Below are 16,036 nucleotides of genomic sequence, written 5' to 3'. Positions count from 1 at the left end.
TAGAATATTTTCTTAGATTATAAGATTATAATTTCTAAAAGTCATTAACATATGTTAATTTTAAATTAAACTTTTTTAGGCTTTATGCTAACCAAAATTCCACCAATAACAATAAGTACAATACCTATAAAAGTATAAATATCGGGAAAAGTATCTCCTAACATAACTCCAAAACCTAAAGCAAAAGGAATATTTGTATAACTAACCACTCCAATAATACTAGCCTTACTTAGACTATATGCTTTTGTTAAAAACCATTGTGAAGCTGTAGAAATAATAGCCATAAGACAAAGAAAAAACCAAATATAAGCTTCAGTGTAAACTTGAAATTGTACGTAAGGAGTAAATAAATATAAACCTAAAGGTATAAGCATTCCCACACCCATAAAAGAAAGCATAATAATTCTTGCATCATAAATATCTTTGATTTTTTTTATTGTTGCATATGCAGCTGCTGAGAAAAATCCACTTAAAACACCAAAAATATGTTCAATTGAGATTTCAATACCGAAAGGTTTCATAATAAAAACAACACCTAAAAAACCTATAATAAGAGCAAAGAAAGTAGAAAGGTTTATTTTTTCCTTCATCAAATAATATGCAAGAATTGTTACAAAAAATGGCGAAGTTTTATTTAATACTACAGCTTCACCTAAAGGAATAGTAGCAATAGTATAAAAGAATAGAACCATTGCAGTTCCTCCAAAAACACCCCTTAAAAGTAATAAATGTATTTTTGTAAAACTAAAAGATGCTTTTACTCTTTTAAAACTATAAAGAACTATTATAAAACCTATAAGATTTCGGTAAAATACTATCTCTATTGGATCCATACTTTCGGATAATGCTTTTGCTACTGCTCCGTTAAAAGCAGCAAGTAAAGCACTTACTATCATAAATAAAACACCTTTATCCATAGATTTTAATTTTTCTGACATATAATTCCTCAATTTTTTTCCAAACTAATAAACCACAATTTACATATATGCTTATAAATAGTTTTATAAATTTCAAGTTTTTTCATATCATTTTTAACTACTTTTTTAAAATAAGTTTTTAACAAAATTTTTTCTTGTTTTTTATTTAAATCAAACTCATAACAAATAGTTGCTAAATCAAAAAAACAATCACTAATAGAACTGTACTCCCAGTCAATAAACTTGATTTTTCTTTTTTCAAAAATGATATTTTTTGGATTTAAATCATGGTGTGAGCAAACTAGCTGTTTTTTGTAAGTTTTTAGTTTTTTTATCTCATTTTTTATATTTAATATACTCTTTTTAGCTTTTTTATTACTTAGATGAGTATATTTTTTTAACTCTTTGCTTAAATCTAGCTCTATTGAATTTATATTTATAGAATGAAGCTTATTTATAGTCTTTACTAAATTCTTTAGTTCAATATTTGATAAACTGTATTTATGCTTTCCTTTTAAATACTCACATACCATAAAGGTTTTATTATTATCTAAAAATAGTGGCTTTCCTGCAATACCTTTTTTAAAAGCTTTTTTCTGAATTTTGAACTCAAACTCTCTACTTATATTTACAGTATCTTCATTTTTAAAGACTCTTATTAAGTATTTGTTTTTTGAAGTCTTTAGTAAATAATTAATATTACAAAAACCTTGGTTTTTAAGTAGTTTAAGACTTAAAAATTCTTCATTTTTAAATATATTGTATTGTTTTAACTGTTCTTTGGTCATACTCTTCTTTCCACTTTCTAAAAGCAATAAGTGCTAAAACTGTATAAATCACAAATAAAATAGCTGTAAGATTGAGTCCTTTTTGAATATAGATATAAATAGAAATCATATCAATTACAATCCAATAAATCCAGTTTTCTAATATCTTTTTTGCAAGCATATATGTTGTAAAAACTGCAAATACAGTGGTAAAAGAGTCTACATATGCAAAGTCAGCACTTGTATAATTTGCCATAATATAACCAAAAATTAAAGATACAAGGGATAATACAATTATAATTTTTATATTTTTTTCTAAACCATAATTTGATACTTCAAGTTCTTGCTCTTGTAATTTTCCACCATATTTCCATGAATACCAACCATAAATTGCCATAATAAGATAATAAGCATTTAAAGCTGAATCCATAAGTAAAGATACATCAAAAAATAGTATTGTATAAATAAGTGTTGAGATAAATGCTGCTGGCCAACACCATAAGCTTTGTCTTAGAGCAAGTAGAATATATGCTATTGCTAAAATCATTGCAATGGCTTCATAAGTACTCATCACCGACAAAGAGTTTAATATTGTTTGCAAAAAGTCTAAGATAGCTTATCCTTCATATTCTTTTTAGTTTTGTTTGTGGCAATTGCTTCAAAAGGATTATTGGGCCAATAATGTTTTTTGTACTTAGAAAATAACTCTTTTTTAACCTCATCATATGAATTTTCCCAAAAACTTTTTAAATCATAAGTTATTTGAATAGGTCTTAAGGCTGGATTTAAAAGATGAATTTGAAGAGGTACTTTATTATTTAGTATCTTTGGTGTCTCAGACATACCAAACATCTCTTGTATCTTTACTGCTAAAATAGGAGTTGTAATATCACTATAATCAATTTTAATATTTGAACCACTTGGAACTTTTATATGAGTTGGAGCAAGAGTATCTAAAAGTTGTTGTTTATCCCAAGGTAAAAGACTAAGTAACATTGAATATGTATCTAAGGACTCCAACTCTTTTACTGTTTTTATATTATGTAAATGTGGTTCTAGCCATATGGAAATACTTTCTATTAATGCTTCTTCTTTGAAACTAGGAAATTCTAAATCACTATTTTCATTTATAAAGTTTATTCTTTGTCTTAAGGCTTTTGCTTTTTTACTCCAAGTTAAAAGCTCTAATCCCTCTTTTTGCAAAAGGGAACAAAGTAAGTTAGAAAAGTCTTGGTTTTCATCACTTATAGGTTTAAAGAAAAGTTCTAGTTCATAAAAAAAGTATTGCTCTTTTATATCAAATTTTTTATTTTCTTTATTATATGTGATACTCTTTTGAATGTTTATATCTGATTCAAACTCTTTTAAAATAGTATCTAAAGATATTCTTGAAGCAAGATTTATATATGAGTCTTTGTTATTTGCATTTAAAATTGGAACTACCAAGAAGCTTTCATTAAATAGTGTATCTTCCTTATTTAAAATAGCTCCTTTGCCATTACTTAGTTTATATTTATTGTCATTTTTAACCCTTAATTTTGCCAATCTATCAGGATAAGAAAAAAGCGTTAAAATAGATACACCCTCTTCGTCTATTCTTTTATTTGTTTTTTTTATATCTTCAACTGCTTTTAGTTTTGAAAATATAAATTTTGATGCAGTTAAAATATTTTTTGCTACATGTTTATTTATAAAAGAGTTATCCAAATCTTTTTCATACAAGTGTATAAATCTTGAATAAATATTTGCATCTTGGAATTTGCTTTTTAAAATATCCTTTTCTATTAAAAGTGAAGCTAAAAGGCAAGCTTCATAGGCAAAGCCTAACTCATTTGCTTTTAGTATCATATATGCAAACCTTGGATGAACTCCTAAAGCAAGTGCTTTTTTACCAATAGCTGTTATATTACTTTTTTCATCTAACATCTTTAGTTCTTGTAAAACTATTGTTGTACTATTTAAAACTTCTTGGGAAGGAATATCTAGTAGTTTTAGTTCATTTATATCTTCTCCCCAAAGTGCAACTTCTAGTAAGAATGAACTTAAATCTGTCCTTAGTATCTCTGGCTTACTTGACTCTTGTAGTATCTTTCCCTTATGCCATAGCTTATAGCATTTCCCATTACTTAGTCTTCCTGCTCGTCCTGCTCTTTGAGTTGCAGAATCTTGTGAAATAAAAACTTGTTCTAAATGATTCATTGCATTTGAGTAGTTATAAAAAGATTGTTTTTCTAATCCTGTATCTATAACAATTTTTACTCCTTCGATTGTAAGTGAAGTTTGAGCAATATTTGTTGAGAGTATAATTTTTCTTTTAGTTGATTTTGATATGGCTTTATCTTGCTTTTCTTTACTCAAACTTGAGTATAAAGGTAAAACCTCTATTGTAGTATCTTCTAATTTTTCACAAAGAAGTTTTTGTAAACTATTTATCTCTTTAGCCCCTGAAAGAAAAACTAAAATATCCCCTTCATCTTCATTTACTGCTTTTAGTATAGTATTTAATAAAACTGTACTTATGGTTTTATAATCTGGTTGTTTGATATTTTCATCTAAGAAAAACTCTTCTACTTCATAGCTTTTCCCCTTAGAACTTACAACTGGGACATCATCGCCTAAAAGTTTTGTTAACTCTTTAGAGTTTAAAGTTGCAGACATAATAAGAAGCTTTAAATCTTCTCTTAGTAACTCTTGAACTTGCAAAGATAAAGCAAGGGATAAATCAGTATGAATACTTCTTTCGTGAAACTCATCAAAAATGATTAAACCTACATCTTCCAAAGCTGGATCGCTTTGTAATTTTCGTACTAAGATGGCTTCTGTTACAAGCAATAGTTTTGTCTGCTTAGATTTACAACTATCCATCCTAACTTGATAACCAACTGTTTGCCCTACTTCTTCTCCTAGTAGTTTTGCCATTTGTTGAGCTACCATTCTTGCAGCAACTCTTCTTGGTTCTAACATAATAATTATTTTATCTTCAGCCCAAGACTCTTTTAAAAGTGAAATAGGAACAACTGTACTTTTCCCTGCCCCAGGAGGTGCTTGTAGTATAAGTGTTGAATTTTGATTTAATGTTTGTTTGATGTCATCTAAAACATCATTTATTGGTAAACTTTTCATTATAAGCTTATGATTTAATCCTATTAAGTTTTATAAATAAAAAGAAACATACTAATAAAAAAGCCATAATATAAGTTGGTTCAGGATTAAATAAAAAAACAATAACTAGCCATATAGTACTAAGGAGACAGCTAATTAATATTTTATAAAAAGTGCTCTTTAAAGCAATAAAAATCAATAAAATAAGAAAAAAGGAAAGTGCAACACCCACTAACCAAACTAAATCTTTGTTAAATGATAAAATTGGATTTTTCTTTTGTTCTGCTTCCATCTTAATACCTAACATCATCCTTCTTTCCATAATAAAATGAAAAGGTATAATCAACTCATTTTTAAAAGCTGTCAATAGACTTGTACTTTTTATTTCTTGAGTTCGTATAATCAAACGTGTTTGATTTTTATTTATACTTTTAAGTAAAAAAGTCCCCCAATTTTCTAGAACAATAGAATCATTAGGATTGAGATCTAAAACTTTAAAATTATAAGAACTTAATCTGCCATCTTCTTTTGCTGAACCATGAATAATATCACCTATTTTTAAATCTGGATTTTTATCTTTACTTTTTAAATTCTCTTCTAAAAAGTCATAACTATAAAATCCTTGTTTTTTTGCACCTAATTGCATAAGTAATTGCCATACAATATCTTTTGAAGCATCTATTGTAATGGCTCTTGTAGAGGTTATAGGCAGAGATTTATTATCTCCAAGCATTTGCATAGAAAACTCTTTATTAGATGAACCCCATTGTATGATTATAGGTTTTATATAAATAAAATATATTAAAATTTGTAAAGATAATAGAAGCAGAAAAATAAAAATAGACTTTAAATAATTTAATTTTGTGTATTTTTTAATTGTAATAACCCCAGTCTCATTTTAATAAATATACCACCTGTAATACGATGGAACCAAGTCATTCTGTTATTATTTGATAAGCAAACTTTAGATTTCTTTGCTAATAATCCATATGTACATAATGAAAAAAATGAAATTAATAGAAATACAATAGTCATAATCATAAAAAGTATTAAGGTATCAATATTCATTTCATCTCTTTAAGTTTTAATAAGAAAGATATTCTATATTAATCTGCCTTAAAAAAATCTACTTATAAATTTCTACTTTTTATAAGTTTAATAAGTTTTTTTGCACTTTCTTTTGAACCATATAAAGAACTATCAAGTGTAATATGATAATTTGTAACATCTCTCCAATCTTTTTTTGTAAAGTGAGTACAATAATTTGCTCTTTGTTCATCTGAATCTTTTAAATCATTATCTGTAAAAGGTGGATTTACACCATAAACTTTATTGATTTTTTCTTTTCTATATTCATTGTTAGCATGAATGAAAATATTAACACAATTTGGATGGTCTTTTAAAATAAAATTAGCACATCGTCCTACAATTATACAAGACTCTTTCATACAAATATCTCTTATGATTTTACTTTGAATTAAAAAAAGTACATCTTTAGGTGGCAATTCATCATTTACATAAGTAAAATTTTGTTCATATAAGTCATATAATAATGAGTTTGTAAGTTTTTGTTCATTTTCTTGGATATATTCTGGTGTATAACCTGTTTTTTCTGCTGTTAAATCAATTAGTTCTTTATCATAAAAAGGGATTTTCAGCTCTTTTGCCAAGAATTGTCCAATCTCATGCCCACCACTTCCATATTCTCTTGAAATAGTAATTATAAAAGTCTCATTATATTTATTACTGATATTTTCAATATTTGATTTTTCAATAACTTCATTAGTAAGCCATTTCTCAATAAAAGGTAAATTAGTATTAAAAAACTTAATTAAAGCACCTATAGATAAAGCAGCAATAATACTACCTTCTCTGATTCCAACTAATTGATTTAAAAAAATAAAAGAACTAATTACTCCTATTATTACCATTATACTGTCCATAGAAATTTTTACTTTCCCAAATTCTTTTTTAAAAACTTGAGAAATTACAACTACTAAACCTTCTAAAGGAAGATAAGTAAGCCTAGTTTTAACGACAAGTAATATTCCAAAAGCTAAAACAACACAAGAAATTAAACATAAAATTAATTGTTCTATATAGTTTGATAAAACTATATTCTCAACTAAAATCATTGCAGCATCAATACAATAACCAAAAAGGATAATAGCTGGAAGCTGTATTAATTGAATAAGATTATATTTCTTACCTAGTATTGCTATTTGAATAAGCATAAATAAGGCATTTAAAAGTATTGTAAATTCTCCTATAGATAAGGGAAAGCCTAAACTATAAATATAAGGCACACATGAAATTGGGGATACTCCTATATCTGCTTTAACGGAAAAGGAAACTCCAAAAGCCATAATAAAAAGCCCAATAATAAATACAAAAAACCTTTTTATAAAATTTAGATTAATAACTTTTTCTTTTTTCATTTAATTCTTTCTTATAATTTTAACTGTACAGTACGGTATACTTAAAGGAATATTATCCATTTAAATGTTAATATTCCTTTAACTAATTAGAAAGTAATTTTATGAGAAGAAAAACCCAAGAAAAAAAAGAAGAAATATTAAAAGCAGCATCAGAAATCTTTAAAGAATTTGGATTTGAAAGAGCATCAATGTCTAAAATTAGCTCAAGACTTGGTGGTTCGAAAGCAACTTTATATAACTATTTCTCTTCTAAAGAAGAACTTTTTTTTGAAGTTATATCTATAGAGAATGCTCAAGAATCTGATTTTGTTCATAAAGTTATAGATACAAAAAATGAAATAAACGATTTACCTACTCAATTATATAAATTTGGTAAAAGATTTCTTAATTTCGTATATTCGAAAAAAATGATAGAAATAAGAAGACTTACTATCAGTCAATCAGGAATTACTGACTTAGGAAAAATCACTTACAAAAATCGAGTTTTAAAAAGTCAAGAAATACTTTCAAAATATTTAAATAAAGCAATAGAAGTAAATAAACTAAAGAAAACTAATACAGATTTAGCAGCAAAACATTTTTTTGGTCTTTTAGAATCAGAAATCCTTTATCCTTTCCTTTTCAAAACTGATGAAAAATTCACAGAAAAACAGATGAATGAAATGGCGAAAAAAGCAGTTAATGTTTTCATCTTAGCATATGGAATCTAATTCTATATACTTAACTAAATCAGGTCTTTCTTTTGACCCCCATTTACACATTTCATCTAAAATAGGAATAAGAGACTTTCCTTTCTTTGTCAAACTATATTCTACTTTTGGTGGAATTGAAGGATACTCTTTTCTATTTATTAATTTATTTTCTTCCAATTCTTTTAATTGAGAGCTTAACATTTTATAAGTAATTGAGCCTATTTTTCTTTGTAATTCATTATATCTTATGACTTTATATTCATCTAATAAATATAAAATTACCATTTTCCATTTACCTGATATAAGAGACAAGGTATAACCAAAAGGTGTGTCTATTAGGGGTTTTAAATCAGATTTTTTCATTTTAAACTATCCTTTTGTATAGTATACTACAAAAAAGTACATACTTACATTTTGTTTTATTTTATAATACAATTCACTTAAATCACATTAAAAGGATTAAAAATGAAAAAAATATTAGTGAATGTAGTTCATCCAAATATTGAACAATCAATAGTAAACAAAAGATTAGTAAATGGAATAAAAGATATAAAAAATATAACAATCAATAATTTATATGAAAAATATCCTGATTTTAAAATAGATGTAAAAGAAGAACAAAAATTACTTTTAGAGCACGATATTATTCTTTTTCAATTTCCAATGTATTGGTTTAGCTCTCCTTCACTTTTAAAAGAATGGTTTGATAAAGTATTAGAGCCAGGATTTGCCCATGCAGGTGCATCTATGCTTAAGGATAAATCTTTTGCAGTTGCAGTTAGTTGTGGAGGTTCTAAAGAAGTGTTTTCTCCAACAGGGAAAGATAAAAAAAGAGTTGAAGAGTTTTTATATCCATTTGAGATTACTGCTAAATATGTAAAAATGAATTATAGAAAAGCTTATATTACATATGATACAGAAACAGTTTTAAGTGAAGAAACTCTTAATGAATATACACATGATTATATAACTTATGTAAAAAATTTATAAAAGAAAGAAAAAGGTAAAATACCTTTTTCTAATTATTTATGTATTTGTTTCCATACTGTTTTTCCTGTTGCACAAACTTTATTACTACCTTTAATTTGAATAGTATGGATAAAAGAGTTTTCCTCAATATCTCTTTTTGTTGAAGACAAAATTACATCTCCATATTGAGCCTCTGAAATAAAACGTCCATCAATAAAATATAAATAATAATTGTTTAATATCTCATCAGGTATAGATTCTATAAGCCATTGTAAATACCTCAGATTATTAACATGTTTATTAGTATCGGTATCATACATATTAACTTTAAATTCTTTTCTATATTGAACAGAATCAAAAGATTCAATTTTATTAGTTATATCATGTTCAAGGGATGTTATTTTATAAGATGACCATCTTTTTAAAAAATCAGAATGTATCTTCTTGGGTCTTCTTCTTTTTATATCATAAAAAACCCATAAACCTCTTGCTCTTCCTATAATATTGTAATTTTCATCATAAATAATATTTTCTCTAAATCCTCTAATAGAATGATATTTTGATATCCATGTTCTTATAATTATTTTTTCTTTATAAAGAGGATAACGTTCCATTTTCATTGCACCTGAAAGCAATACCCATCCAAGATTTTCAGACATCAAAGAAAGAAGATCATGCCCTGCATAATGACAATGATCAGCAGCAGTTTCCTGAAGTAGTGTTAATATGGCAATAGGTGAAGCTTCACCTAATCTATTCATTTCAAAAAATCTTAATTCAAATTCTTTATCAAAATAATTTTCCATAATAACTCCTTTTATACATAAATATATGTAATTTAATCATTATTGTCAAATTTTTTGCTCTCTTAACTTATCTTTTTTACTTTTTCTTTTCCCTTTTACAGGTGCAGTTCCTTTTTGTTTTGTGGTTTTTAAAAGTGTAAAATCAAAACCTTCAATTTGCTCTTTTTTTATATCTAATTTATATCTTTTTTCAATTAGTTTGAAATGACTTAGGTTTTCATTATCTAAAAATGAGATTGCAACTCCACTTTTTCCTGCTCTTGCTGTTCTTCCTATTCTATGAATATAATCCTCTGTACTTCTTGGCAAATCAAAATTTACAACACAATCAATATCATCAATATGCAAACCTCTTGAAGCAATATCAGTTGAAAAAAGAATATCGATTTTTTTATTTTTAAAATCATTTAGAGTGAGATTTCTTTCTTCTTGGCTTAAATCTCCATGGAAAGATTCAGCCTCATATCCTTTTTTAATAAATTTATTTGCTATATTATCAGTTGCTCTTTTGTTTGCCATAAAAACCAATACTGACTTAAACTTATTTTCTTTTATCAGATGTCTTAAGAGTGCACTTCTATCCTCTTTGTTTACAAAAATTGCCCTTTGATTTATCTCTTCCACATGAGTAGTAGAATCTTTTATCTCCACTCTTACAGCATTAGTAGTTATTTTTGAAGCTATATCAATCACTTTTTGTGAGTATGTCGCTGAAAATAAAAGATTTTGTCTATTTTTTGGAATAATTTTTAGAATCTCATCAAGTTCTTGAACAAAACCTAAATCAAGCATCTTATCAGCTTCATCTAAAACAAAATATTCAATAGTAGATAAATCAATTTGCTTTTTACCTATAATATCAAGAAGTCTTCCTGAAGTTGCAACTACTACATCACAACCCTTTTGTATCTTTAAAAGTTGTTCCCCAATTTTTTCTCCACCGATAATAGAAACTATAGAAAGGGCTTTTGGAAAATATTGACTAAGGTTTGAAAATGTTTGGGCAATTTGAAGAGTCAACTCCCTTGTAGGAGCTAAAACCAACACTTTTATTTTTGCTTTTTTTTGTGTTTTATTAGCTTTTAATGATTCTAGGATAGGAATAACAAAACTTGCAGTTTTACCACTTCCTGTTTTTGCTTGAGCCATAACATCTTGTTTTTCTAAAACTAAAGGTATCACTTTTTCTTGTATTTGTGTTGGCTTTTCTAATCCTATTTTTTCAAGGGCTTTGTTTATTGGTTCTTTTAAACCAAAATCATTAAATGTCATCTAATATTTCCTTTTTATATTTTTCAAAAGCTTTTTCATTAAAATTTTTTGATTTTTTATTCATAAACCCATGATCAAAATCACTTATTTCAAGATTTTCTATTCCTTTGTCTCCTAATATTTTAACAATTTCTTTTGTATCAAAACTCTGTTCTTCTTTTGCAAAAACTATATTTACTTGAACTTGTGGACTTACATCTAAATGGTTTCTTATTTGAGAAGGATAAAAAGAGATAACTTTTGTTAATGAAGGAATATTTAAACCACTTAATCTCCAAGCAATACTACCACCTATACTAAAACCAATAATAACTTCAATCTTTTCTTTTAGACAAAGTTCTTGTGCTCTTTGTAAATATTTATCATGTCCACATAATTTTATGTATTTACTATAGGCTTCATATTCATCTTCAAATAATATAAACTCATCTTCATATGGGTCTAATATATAGTATTCATTAAATGTTAATAAGTTTTTTGAAAAATAGCTTTTCCCAAATATATCTGTCAAAATCAATACTTTTGTCATAATTAATCTTTTCATTATTTTTTAATTTGATTGATTCTACCATTTTTGCTTTAATTTCTATATTAGATAAAAGATTGAATAACCTTACAATACTATTAAAATTTATTTAATTCTAATAGGAAGTACTGATAAAAAACTAAGTGCTTCAGGTAAAGAAAAGCTTGCATCTTTTAAATCATTTGATTTAGGGTCTATAACGTAGTTTTTAGATGTTTCAAAATTTGCTTTAACTAAACTGTTATTTATAAAAGAAGACAGTTCTAAGTCACAATTATCAAAAATAGAATTTTCTAAGTTACACTCCTCAAAGCCAGTATCTTTAATAAGAGAGTTTTTAAATACCATTTTTCTTAAGTCTAAAAAATGAAAAGAGTTTTGAGATATATTACATGAATCAAAACTTACATCAAAAGGTTCATCACATGAACTCCATGAAATACCAATCAATTTAGAGTTTTTAAAGATAACATCATTGAAAGTAGATGATTTTAATATGGATAAAGATAAATCACAATTTATAAAAATACATTCTGTAAACTTACAAGAGTCAATAAATGCTTTTGAAAAATCACATTTAATAAAAGTACAATTATCAAAGTAGATTTTATACATCTTTTCTGATTTGTATTGGTTAAACTCTTCTTCCCAATAATCATCATTATTAAACATAATTTTCTTTTTATTTAATATTTATATTAGAGCTTTGAGTTTCTGATATCTCTGATGTATTTTCTTCAGAATCACCCTCTTTTTTAGCTAGTTTTTTTAAACGTTTTTCCTCTTTTTTCTTTTGTTTTTCTATCTCTCTAGCTCTTTTCTCGTAATTATAATTAGGCTTAGCCATCTATGTCCTTTTTGTTTGTTTTTATATAAAATAAACCAATAGAACAATCAATTACCTAAGAATATACTAAATGCCCTAAAAATCTAAGTTTTTATCTAAATAGTCTAGAGTATAACAAAGTTTTTGATATTTTTTCTTAATCATTATAAATTCATATTTTTAAACTATTATTTTATTCAATAATTTCATAGTGGCGTGTTACATTTGCAGTTACTTTACCCCATTTTGAAGCTTTAACTCTTTTTTGATGTTCTTCAAATGCAACTTTATCAACAAACTCTTCATAAACCTCGAAACTAAGAGGGTTGTGTATATTTTCTGTAACACTAAAAGTGATGCAACCCTCCTCTTTCAAAGTAAGGTTTTTATGAGTTATTAACTCTTTTTTAACTAATTCAAGTTCTGATTGGGGAACCAAAATAAAACCTTTTAATATAACTTTTGACATAAATTTCCTTATTAATTTTTTTTATTGTATTTAACTAATATTTCTTTTGTTTTTATATTTAAAAGCTTAAAAGAGATATCAAACTTTTCTTTTGAGTTATTAGGACAAGTTCTTAAAAAATCTCCACTTTTATGCAAAGAAACTTGTCCTGTATAAGCTAATAATCCTGCAATTTTTCCTTCAAGTTCAAAAGCAAGATTTTTCTTCATACTTTTTATCTTTTTATATTCACTAAAACTAATATTGTTTAAACTAATCATATCTATTCTTTTGATATTTTTTGGTTTTAAACTTTTAAAATAGCTTCTATTTAAATAATCAGTTTTTAAATATGTACTCTTATTTTCAAAAATAGATACCAAACTAGCAAACTCTTCTTTTAAATATATTTTCAATATTTTTGCTTTTCTATCATAATCTAAATTAAGAGTTTTATTGCTTCTAACTCTAAGATTATTAAAACAAAATTCAATACTATTTTCTTGAGATTTGGTGCTCCACCAATTTAAAACTTTGTATAATAATACTTCATTTTCCTCTAAATAATATAAATCAGATTCATATAATTCACTGTTTGCATAAATAGTGGTATAAAAAAAGAAAAAAAAGATATATATTAATCTATTCATTTTCACTTTTAACTATTAGATAAAAGTTTTATATCAGGAAACAATTTAGAATTGATTGTATTTTTTTCACACTTACTATCAAGAATTGTTCTTAACTCATCAAAAGTAGGAAGACGCCAACCATTTTTTAAATTTTTTTCTAAACCTTTTGCTACATATCCACCTAAATAGCCTGTAGCTCCTGCTATTAGAACTTTTTTCACATCATATCTCACTTTCTTTCTTTTTCATTTGAAAAAAGTAAATTTAATATTTAAGTAAATCTTTAATCTCTTCACTTACATACTTATCATTTTTAACACGCTCATAAGCTGTTTTACCATTTTTATCTTTAATCATTTTATCTGCCCCTAAATCCAAAAGAATTTTTACTTTTTTAGCAGTTTTTGCATTCATTAAAGCTGTTTCACCTCTATTATTTTTAACATTTATATCTATTCCATTATCAAGAAGTATTCGAGTTATTCTCTTATCATCTTTTGAATAGTCAAGTGTAATTGAATCAAAATCGCATGATTTTTTAAAATTAGCTTTTAATTTTGCTAATTTTTTCAAACCTAAAACATCACCATTTTTAGCAGCATAAAATACTTGATTACAATTGTCTTTTTTTCGATTTATATCTATCTTCTTTAGAACATCAAGGTCAATTTTCCATTTTTTGGCTAAATCATATCCACTTACACCTTTTTTGTCTTTAATAGTAGCATCAGCTCCTTCTTGCATTAAAATTTCAATAAGATAAGTATCAAACTTTTTAAAAGCAATATGCAAGGGAGTATATCCTTTATCATTTTGTGTATTAATATCAAAGCCTTTTGACAATAAATATCTTATAATATTTGGATTTTCACCTAATACAGCTGCTATTAATAAATTACTACCATCATTCATTATTTGTTTAGGATTTGCTTTTTTTTCAATTAAAGATAAGAAAAACTCTTCATCCCCTTTTGCAGCAGCAACAAAAATAGGAGAACTACCATCTTTTGCAATAGCATTTATATCAGCATTTTCAGAAATATATCTTTTAATCTTATTTATTTTCCCTCTATAAATAGCATCTAAATAATCAGCTTTACCTTTAACATATCCAAAATCTTCTGCTTTTCCTACAATCTTAAAATTAACTGCATAAGGTTTACATATTGCATTTATATTTTCTTTCTTTAAAGCTTTTTTACATTGAGCAAAGGCAGTTTCTTTTGCTTCTTGGATAGAAAATTTATTTTTACTCTTTCCACATACTTCATTTCCTTTACTATCCCTAGCAAAATAAAAAGACTGATGTTCTTTACCTCTAAGATAAATTTTAAAAGAATAAAGACATTTACTACTATTTATAATTTCTTTTCCATTTTCTAGATATTTAGAATATTCATCTTTTGATAAATATCTATTTGATTTTGGAACAATTGGTATAAAGTCATCTTTTTCTACAATAAGTTTTCCATTTTCATCAATAACTTTACACTCAACATTTAATTTTCTTTTACTACAATATTTTAAAGCCATTTGTCTAGCTTCTTCTATAGTTTTATATCTACTTCCCCAACCACAAGAACTTTTACCATTAGTTTGCATTGCATATGCAAAAGCTTTATTATTTGATTTTTTCATATATTTTTTTTCATAACTATTAAGGCAATTTCCATACATGATCGTTTCTGGAGTAATATTTGAGTTTGCAAAAATGATATTTGAAAATAATAAGAAGATAAATAAGATTTTTTTCATTTTTTTCCTTTAATGAATAAATTAGATACTCATACAACTAAATAATTATATAAAGAGTGATTTTAAATCATAACAAAAATTATCTTTTAACTCTATAATAATTAATTAATTGACCAATTTGCAGCACCTAATCCATCTTCACTAAAGATAATTTCAACTGGGTATTTAGAATTACACCCCTGCACTATCCATAATTCTTTCCATACTCTTGAACCTACTTTACCCATTGGCATAGCCAAAACAAAAGGCTTAAATGATTCAGGTTTCTTACATCCCATTTGTGCAACTTTTGAGATTACTCCTAATTTAGCATCGTTAATTAATTTTGTATTTGATAAAGAACCTCTTTTAATTGCCCCTTCTGGTAAATTGTTTTCAGCAAATAAAAATACTGATAGTAAAATAACCAATATTATTCTTTTCATTATATTTAATCCTTTTTATAACGTTATAGCAACTAGTTTTTTAAATCATAGCACTTTTTATCTTTAACTAGGTGAATTTAAAGCTATCTTGTTTCCTTCAGAATCAAGGAATATTGCAAAGTAGCCATTCTCATCTGCATGAGCTGTTTTAGGTACTATGATTTTCCCACCATTATTCTCTACTTTGTCAAGAAATAATTGTAGATTTTCACCTACATTTAAGTAGATTGTTACTCCGTTTGCTGATGGTTCATATCCTTCTGCTTTTATAATTACTCCTGTTACCATTTGTTCTTCATAAGGTAATATTCCCATTTGCATACCTTCAACATCCATTTTTTCAATTTTAATCTCTAATAATGTTTGATAAAAATTAATTGCTCGTGAAATATCAGTAGCTGGAATTTCAAACATTGAAATATAACTTTTCATCACTTCTCCTTTTAAATTTATTTTGACTC

The 16,036-nt window shown here is 26.0% G+C and carries 21 protein-coding genes; 2 read left to right on the top strand and 19 right to left on the bottom strand.

What is annotated here, in order from left to right; translation table 11 throughout:
- Positions 1-65: 65 nt before the first annotated feature.
- From CP965_RS01160 to CP965_RS01130, 7 genes are all read right to left on the bottom strand, one after another.
- Positions 66-938, bottom strand: coding sequence for a DMT family transporter (locus CP965_RS01160; RefSeq protein WP_228712651.1), 873 nt, complete (start codon positions 936-938; stop codon positions 66-68).
- An 8-nt stretch (positions 939-946) separates the two neighbouring features.
- Complete coding sequence (locus CP965_RS01155; RefSeq protein WP_129060198.1) at positions 947-1,705, bottom strand: phosphotransferase; 759 nt, start codon at positions 1,703-1,705, stop codon at positions 947-949.
- Positions 1,668-2,255, bottom strand: a complete 588-nt coding sequence (gene pnuC, locus CP965_RS01150) for a nicotinamide riboside transporter PnuC (RefSeq protein ID WP_129060197.1) — start codon at positions 2,253-2,255, stop codon at positions 1,668-1,670. Before pnuC ends, CP965_RS01155 begins: the two co-directional genes overlap by 38 nt.
- A gap of 35 nt (positions 2,256-2,290) precedes the next feature.
- Entirely contained in the window at positions 2,291-4,807 is a 2,517-nt protein-coding gene (gene hrpB, locus CP965_RS01145) for an ATP-dependent helicase HrpB (protein ID WP_129060196.1), read from the bottom strand.
- 7 nt (positions 4,808-4,814) lie between these two features.
- Complete coding sequence (locus CP965_RS01140) at positions 4,815-5,525, bottom strand: hypothetical protein (RefSeq protein ID WP_129060195.1); 711 nt, start codon at positions 5,523-5,525, stop codon at positions 4,815-4,817.
- Between the two features lie 116 nt (positions 5,526-5,641).
- Positions 5,642-5,854 carry a hypothetical protein gene (locus CP965_RS01135; RefSeq protein WP_129060194.1) on the bottom strand — a complete coding sequence of 71 codons (213 nt, stop codon included), beginning with the start codon at positions 5,852-5,854 and terminating at the stop codon, positions 5,642-5,644.
- A 62-nt stretch (positions 5,855-5,916) separates the two neighbouring features.
- Positions 5,917-7,224 carry a cytidylate kinase family protein gene (locus tag CP965_RS01130; RefSeq protein ID WP_206732226.1) on the bottom strand — a complete coding sequence of 436 codons (1,308 nt, stop codon included), beginning with the start codon at positions 7,222-7,224 and terminating at the stop codon, positions 5,917-5,919.
- A gap of 101 nt (positions 7,225-7,325) precedes the next feature.
- On the opposite strand from CP965_RS01130, the gene CP965_RS01125 reads away from it, so the two are divergent.
- The gene (locus tag CP965_RS01125; RefSeq protein WP_129060193.1) at positions 7,326-7,934 is read left to right on the top strand and encodes a TetR/AcrR family transcriptional regulator; all 609 of its coding nucleotides are present in this window, start codon (positions 7,326-7,328) and stop codon (positions 7,932-7,934) included.
- Here the strand turns inward: CP965_RS01125 and CP965_RS01120 are convergent.
- Positions 7,917-8,279, bottom strand: a complete 363-nt coding sequence (locus tag CP965_RS01120) for a winged helix-turn-helix transcriptional regulator (RefSeq protein WP_129060192.1) — start codon at positions 8,277-8,279, stop codon at positions 7,917-7,919. The two genes, CP965_RS01125 and CP965_RS01120, sit on opposite strands and share 18 nt — an antisense overlap.
- 102 nt (positions 8,280-8,381) lie before the next feature.
- Between CP965_RS01120 and CP965_RS01115 the strand changes: the two genes are divergently transcribed.
- Positions 8,382-8,906: an NAD(P)H-dependent oxidoreductase gene (locus CP965_RS01115; RefSeq protein ID WP_129060191.1), complete on the top strand. Its 525-nt coding sequence runs from the start codon at positions 8,382-8,384 to the stop codon at positions 8,904-8,906.
- A gap of 32 nt (positions 8,907-8,938) precedes the next feature.
- On the opposite strand, the gene CP965_RS01110 is transcribed toward CP965_RS01115, so the two are convergent.
- From CP965_RS01110 to CP965_RS01065, 11 genes are all read right to left on the bottom strand, one after another.
- Positions 8,939-9,691 carry an acyl-[acyl-carrier-protein] thioesterase gene (locus tag CP965_RS01110; RefSeq protein ID WP_129060190.1) on the bottom strand — a complete coding sequence of 251 codons (753 nt, stop codon included), beginning with the start codon at positions 9,689-9,691 and terminating at the stop codon, positions 8,939-8,941.
- 45 nt (positions 9,692-9,736) lie between these two features.
- Positions 9,737-10,963, bottom strand: a complete 1,227-nt coding sequence (locus CP965_RS01105) for a DEAD/DEAH box helicase (RefSeq protein ID WP_129060189.1) — start codon at positions 10,961-10,963, stop codon at positions 9,737-9,739.
- Positions 10,953-11,492 carry a dienelactone hydrolase family protein gene (locus CP965_RS01100; RefSeq protein ID WP_164970974.1) on the bottom strand — a complete coding sequence of 180 codons (540 nt, stop codon included), beginning with the start codon at positions 11,490-11,492 and terminating at the stop codon, positions 10,953-10,955. Before CP965_RS01100 ends, CP965_RS01105 begins: the two co-directional genes overlap by 11 nt.
- 102 nt (positions 11,493-11,594) lie before the next feature.
- Positions 11,595-12,161, bottom strand: a complete 567-nt coding sequence (locus tag CP965_RS01095; RefSeq protein WP_129060187.1) for a pentapeptide repeat-containing protein — start codon at positions 12,159-12,161, stop codon at positions 11,595-11,597.
- Between the two features lie 10 nt (positions 12,162-12,171).
- Positions 12,172-12,336, bottom strand: coding sequence for a hypothetical protein (locus tag CP965_RS14075; protein ID WP_164970973.1), 165 nt, complete (start codon positions 12,334-12,336; stop codon positions 12,172-12,174).
- A gap of 172 nt (positions 12,337-12,508) precedes the next feature.
- Positions 12,509-12,784 (bottom strand): putative quinol monooxygenase, encoded by a 276-nt coding sequence (locus CP965_RS01090; RefSeq protein WP_129060186.1) that lies wholly within the window; start codon positions 12,782-12,784, stop codon positions 12,509-12,511.
- Between the two features lie 11 nt (positions 12,785-12,795).
- Positions 12,796-13,413: a hypothetical protein gene (locus CP965_RS01085; RefSeq protein WP_129060185.1), complete on the bottom strand. Its 618-nt coding sequence runs from the start codon at positions 13,411-13,413 to the stop codon at positions 12,796-12,798.
- An 8-nt stretch (positions 13,414-13,421) separates the two neighbouring features.
- The gene (locus CP965_RS01080; protein ID WP_129060184.1) at positions 13,422-13,628 is read right to left on the bottom strand and encodes a DUF1566 domain-containing protein; all 207 of its coding nucleotides are present in this window, start codon (positions 13,626-13,628) and stop codon (positions 13,422-13,424) included.
- A 31-nt stretch (positions 13,629-13,659) separates the two neighbouring features.
- A complete protein-coding gene (locus CP965_RS01075) occupies positions 13,660-15,150 on the bottom strand; it encodes an ankyrin repeat domain-containing protein (protein ID WP_129060183.1) in 1,491 nt (496 codons plus the stop codon).
- Between the two features lie 101 nt (positions 15,151-15,251).
- Complete coding sequence (locus tag CP965_RS01070) at positions 15,252-15,575, bottom strand: hypothetical protein (RefSeq protein ID WP_129060182.1); 324 nt, start codon at positions 15,573-15,575, stop codon at positions 15,252-15,254.
- A 63-nt stretch (positions 15,576-15,638) separates the two neighbouring features.
- Positions 15,639-16,007, bottom strand: coding sequence for a VOC family protein (locus tag CP965_RS01065; RefSeq protein ID WP_129060181.1), 369 nt, complete (start codon positions 16,005-16,007; stop codon positions 15,639-15,641).
- Positions 16,008-16,036: the final 29 nt, after the last annotated feature.

The organism is Halarcobacter mediterraneus, from assembly GCF_004116625.1.
GTDB lineage: Bacteria > Campylobacterota > Campylobacteria > Campylobacterales > Arcobacteraceae > Halarcobacter > Halarcobacter mediterraneus.
The sequence above is the reverse complement of the archived record's forward strand: the minus strand, read 5'-3'. Positions and strand labels throughout refer to the sequence as shown.

Bases quoted from the DNA above. Each gene is read 5' to 3' on its own strand.
- CP965_RS01125 (WP_129060193.1), top strand. From the start codon at position 7,326: ATGAGAAGAAAAACCCAAGAAAAAAAAGAAGAAATATTAAAAGCAGCA.
- CP965_RS01140 (WP_129060195.1), bottom strand. From the start codon at position 5,525: ATGCAAATGCTTGGAGATAATAAATCTCTGCCTATAACCTCTACAAGA.
- CP965_RS01110 (WP_129060190.1), bottom strand. From the start codon at position 9,691: ATGGAAAATTATTTTGATAAAGAATTTGAATTAAGATTTTTTGAAATG.
- CP965_RS01120 (WP_129060192.1), bottom strand. From the start codon at position 8,279: ATGAAAAAATCTGATTTAAAACCCCTAATAGACACACCTTTTGGTTAT.
- CP965_RS01085 (WP_129060185.1), bottom strand. From the start codon at position 13,413: ATGAATAGATTAATATATATCTTTTTTTTCTTTTTTTATACCACTATT.
- CP965_RS01095 (WP_129060187.1), bottom strand. From the start codon at position 12,161: ATGTTTAATAATGATGATTATTGGGAAGAAGAGTTTAACCAATACAAA.
- CP965_RS01075 (WP_129060183.1), bottom strand. From the start codon at position 15,150: ATGAAAAAAATCTTATTTATCTTCTTATTATTTTCAAATATCATTTTT.
- CP965_RS01100 (WP_164970974.1), bottom strand. From the start codon at position 11,492: ATGACAAAAGTATTGATTTTGACAGATATATTTGGGAAAAGCTATTTT.
- CP965_RS01160 (WP_228712651.1), bottom strand. From the start codon at position 938: ATGTCAGAAAAATTAAAATCTATGGATAAAGGTGTTTTATTTATGATA.
- pnuC (WP_129060197.1), bottom strand. From the start codon at position 2,255: ATGAGTACTTATGAAGCCATTGCAATGATTTTAGCAATAGCATATATT.
- CP965_RS01065 (WP_129060181.1), bottom strand. From the start codon at position 16,007: ATGAAAAGTTATATTTCAATGTTTGAAATTCCAGCTACTGATATTTCA.
- CP965_RS01090 (WP_129060186.1), bottom strand. From the start codon at position 12,784: ATGTCAAAAGTTATATTAAAAGGTTTTATTTTGGTTCCCCAATCAGAA.
- hrpB (WP_129060196.1), bottom strand. From the start codon at position 4,807: ATGAAAAGTTTACCAATAAATGATGTTTTAGATGACATCAAACAAACA.
- CP965_RS01155 (WP_129060198.1), bottom strand. From the start codon at position 1,705: ATGACCAAAGAACAGTTAAAACAATACAATATATTTAAAAATGAAGAA.
- CP965_RS01105 (WP_129060189.1), bottom strand. From the start codon at position 10,963: ATGACATTTAATGATTTTGGTTTAAAAGAACCAATAAACAAAGCCCTT.
- CP965_RS01115 (WP_129060191.1), top strand. From the start codon at position 8,382: ATGAAAAAAATATTAGTGAATGTAGTTCATCCAAATATTGAACAATCA.
- CP965_RS01135 (WP_129060194.1), bottom strand. From the start codon at position 5,854: ATGAATATTGATACCTTAATACTTTTTATGATTATGACTATTGTATTT.
- CP965_RS01130 (WP_206732226.1), bottom strand. From the start codon at position 7,224: ATGAAAAAAGAAAAAGTTATTAATCTAAATTTTATAAAAAGGTTTTTT.
- CP965_RS01070 (WP_129060182.1), bottom strand. From the start codon at position 15,575: ATGAAAAGAATAATATTGGTTATTTTACTATCAGTATTTTTATTTGCT.
- CP965_RS14075 (WP_164970973.1), bottom strand. From the start codon at position 12,336: ATGGCTAAGCCTAATTATAATTACGAGAAAAGAGCTAGAGAGATAGAA.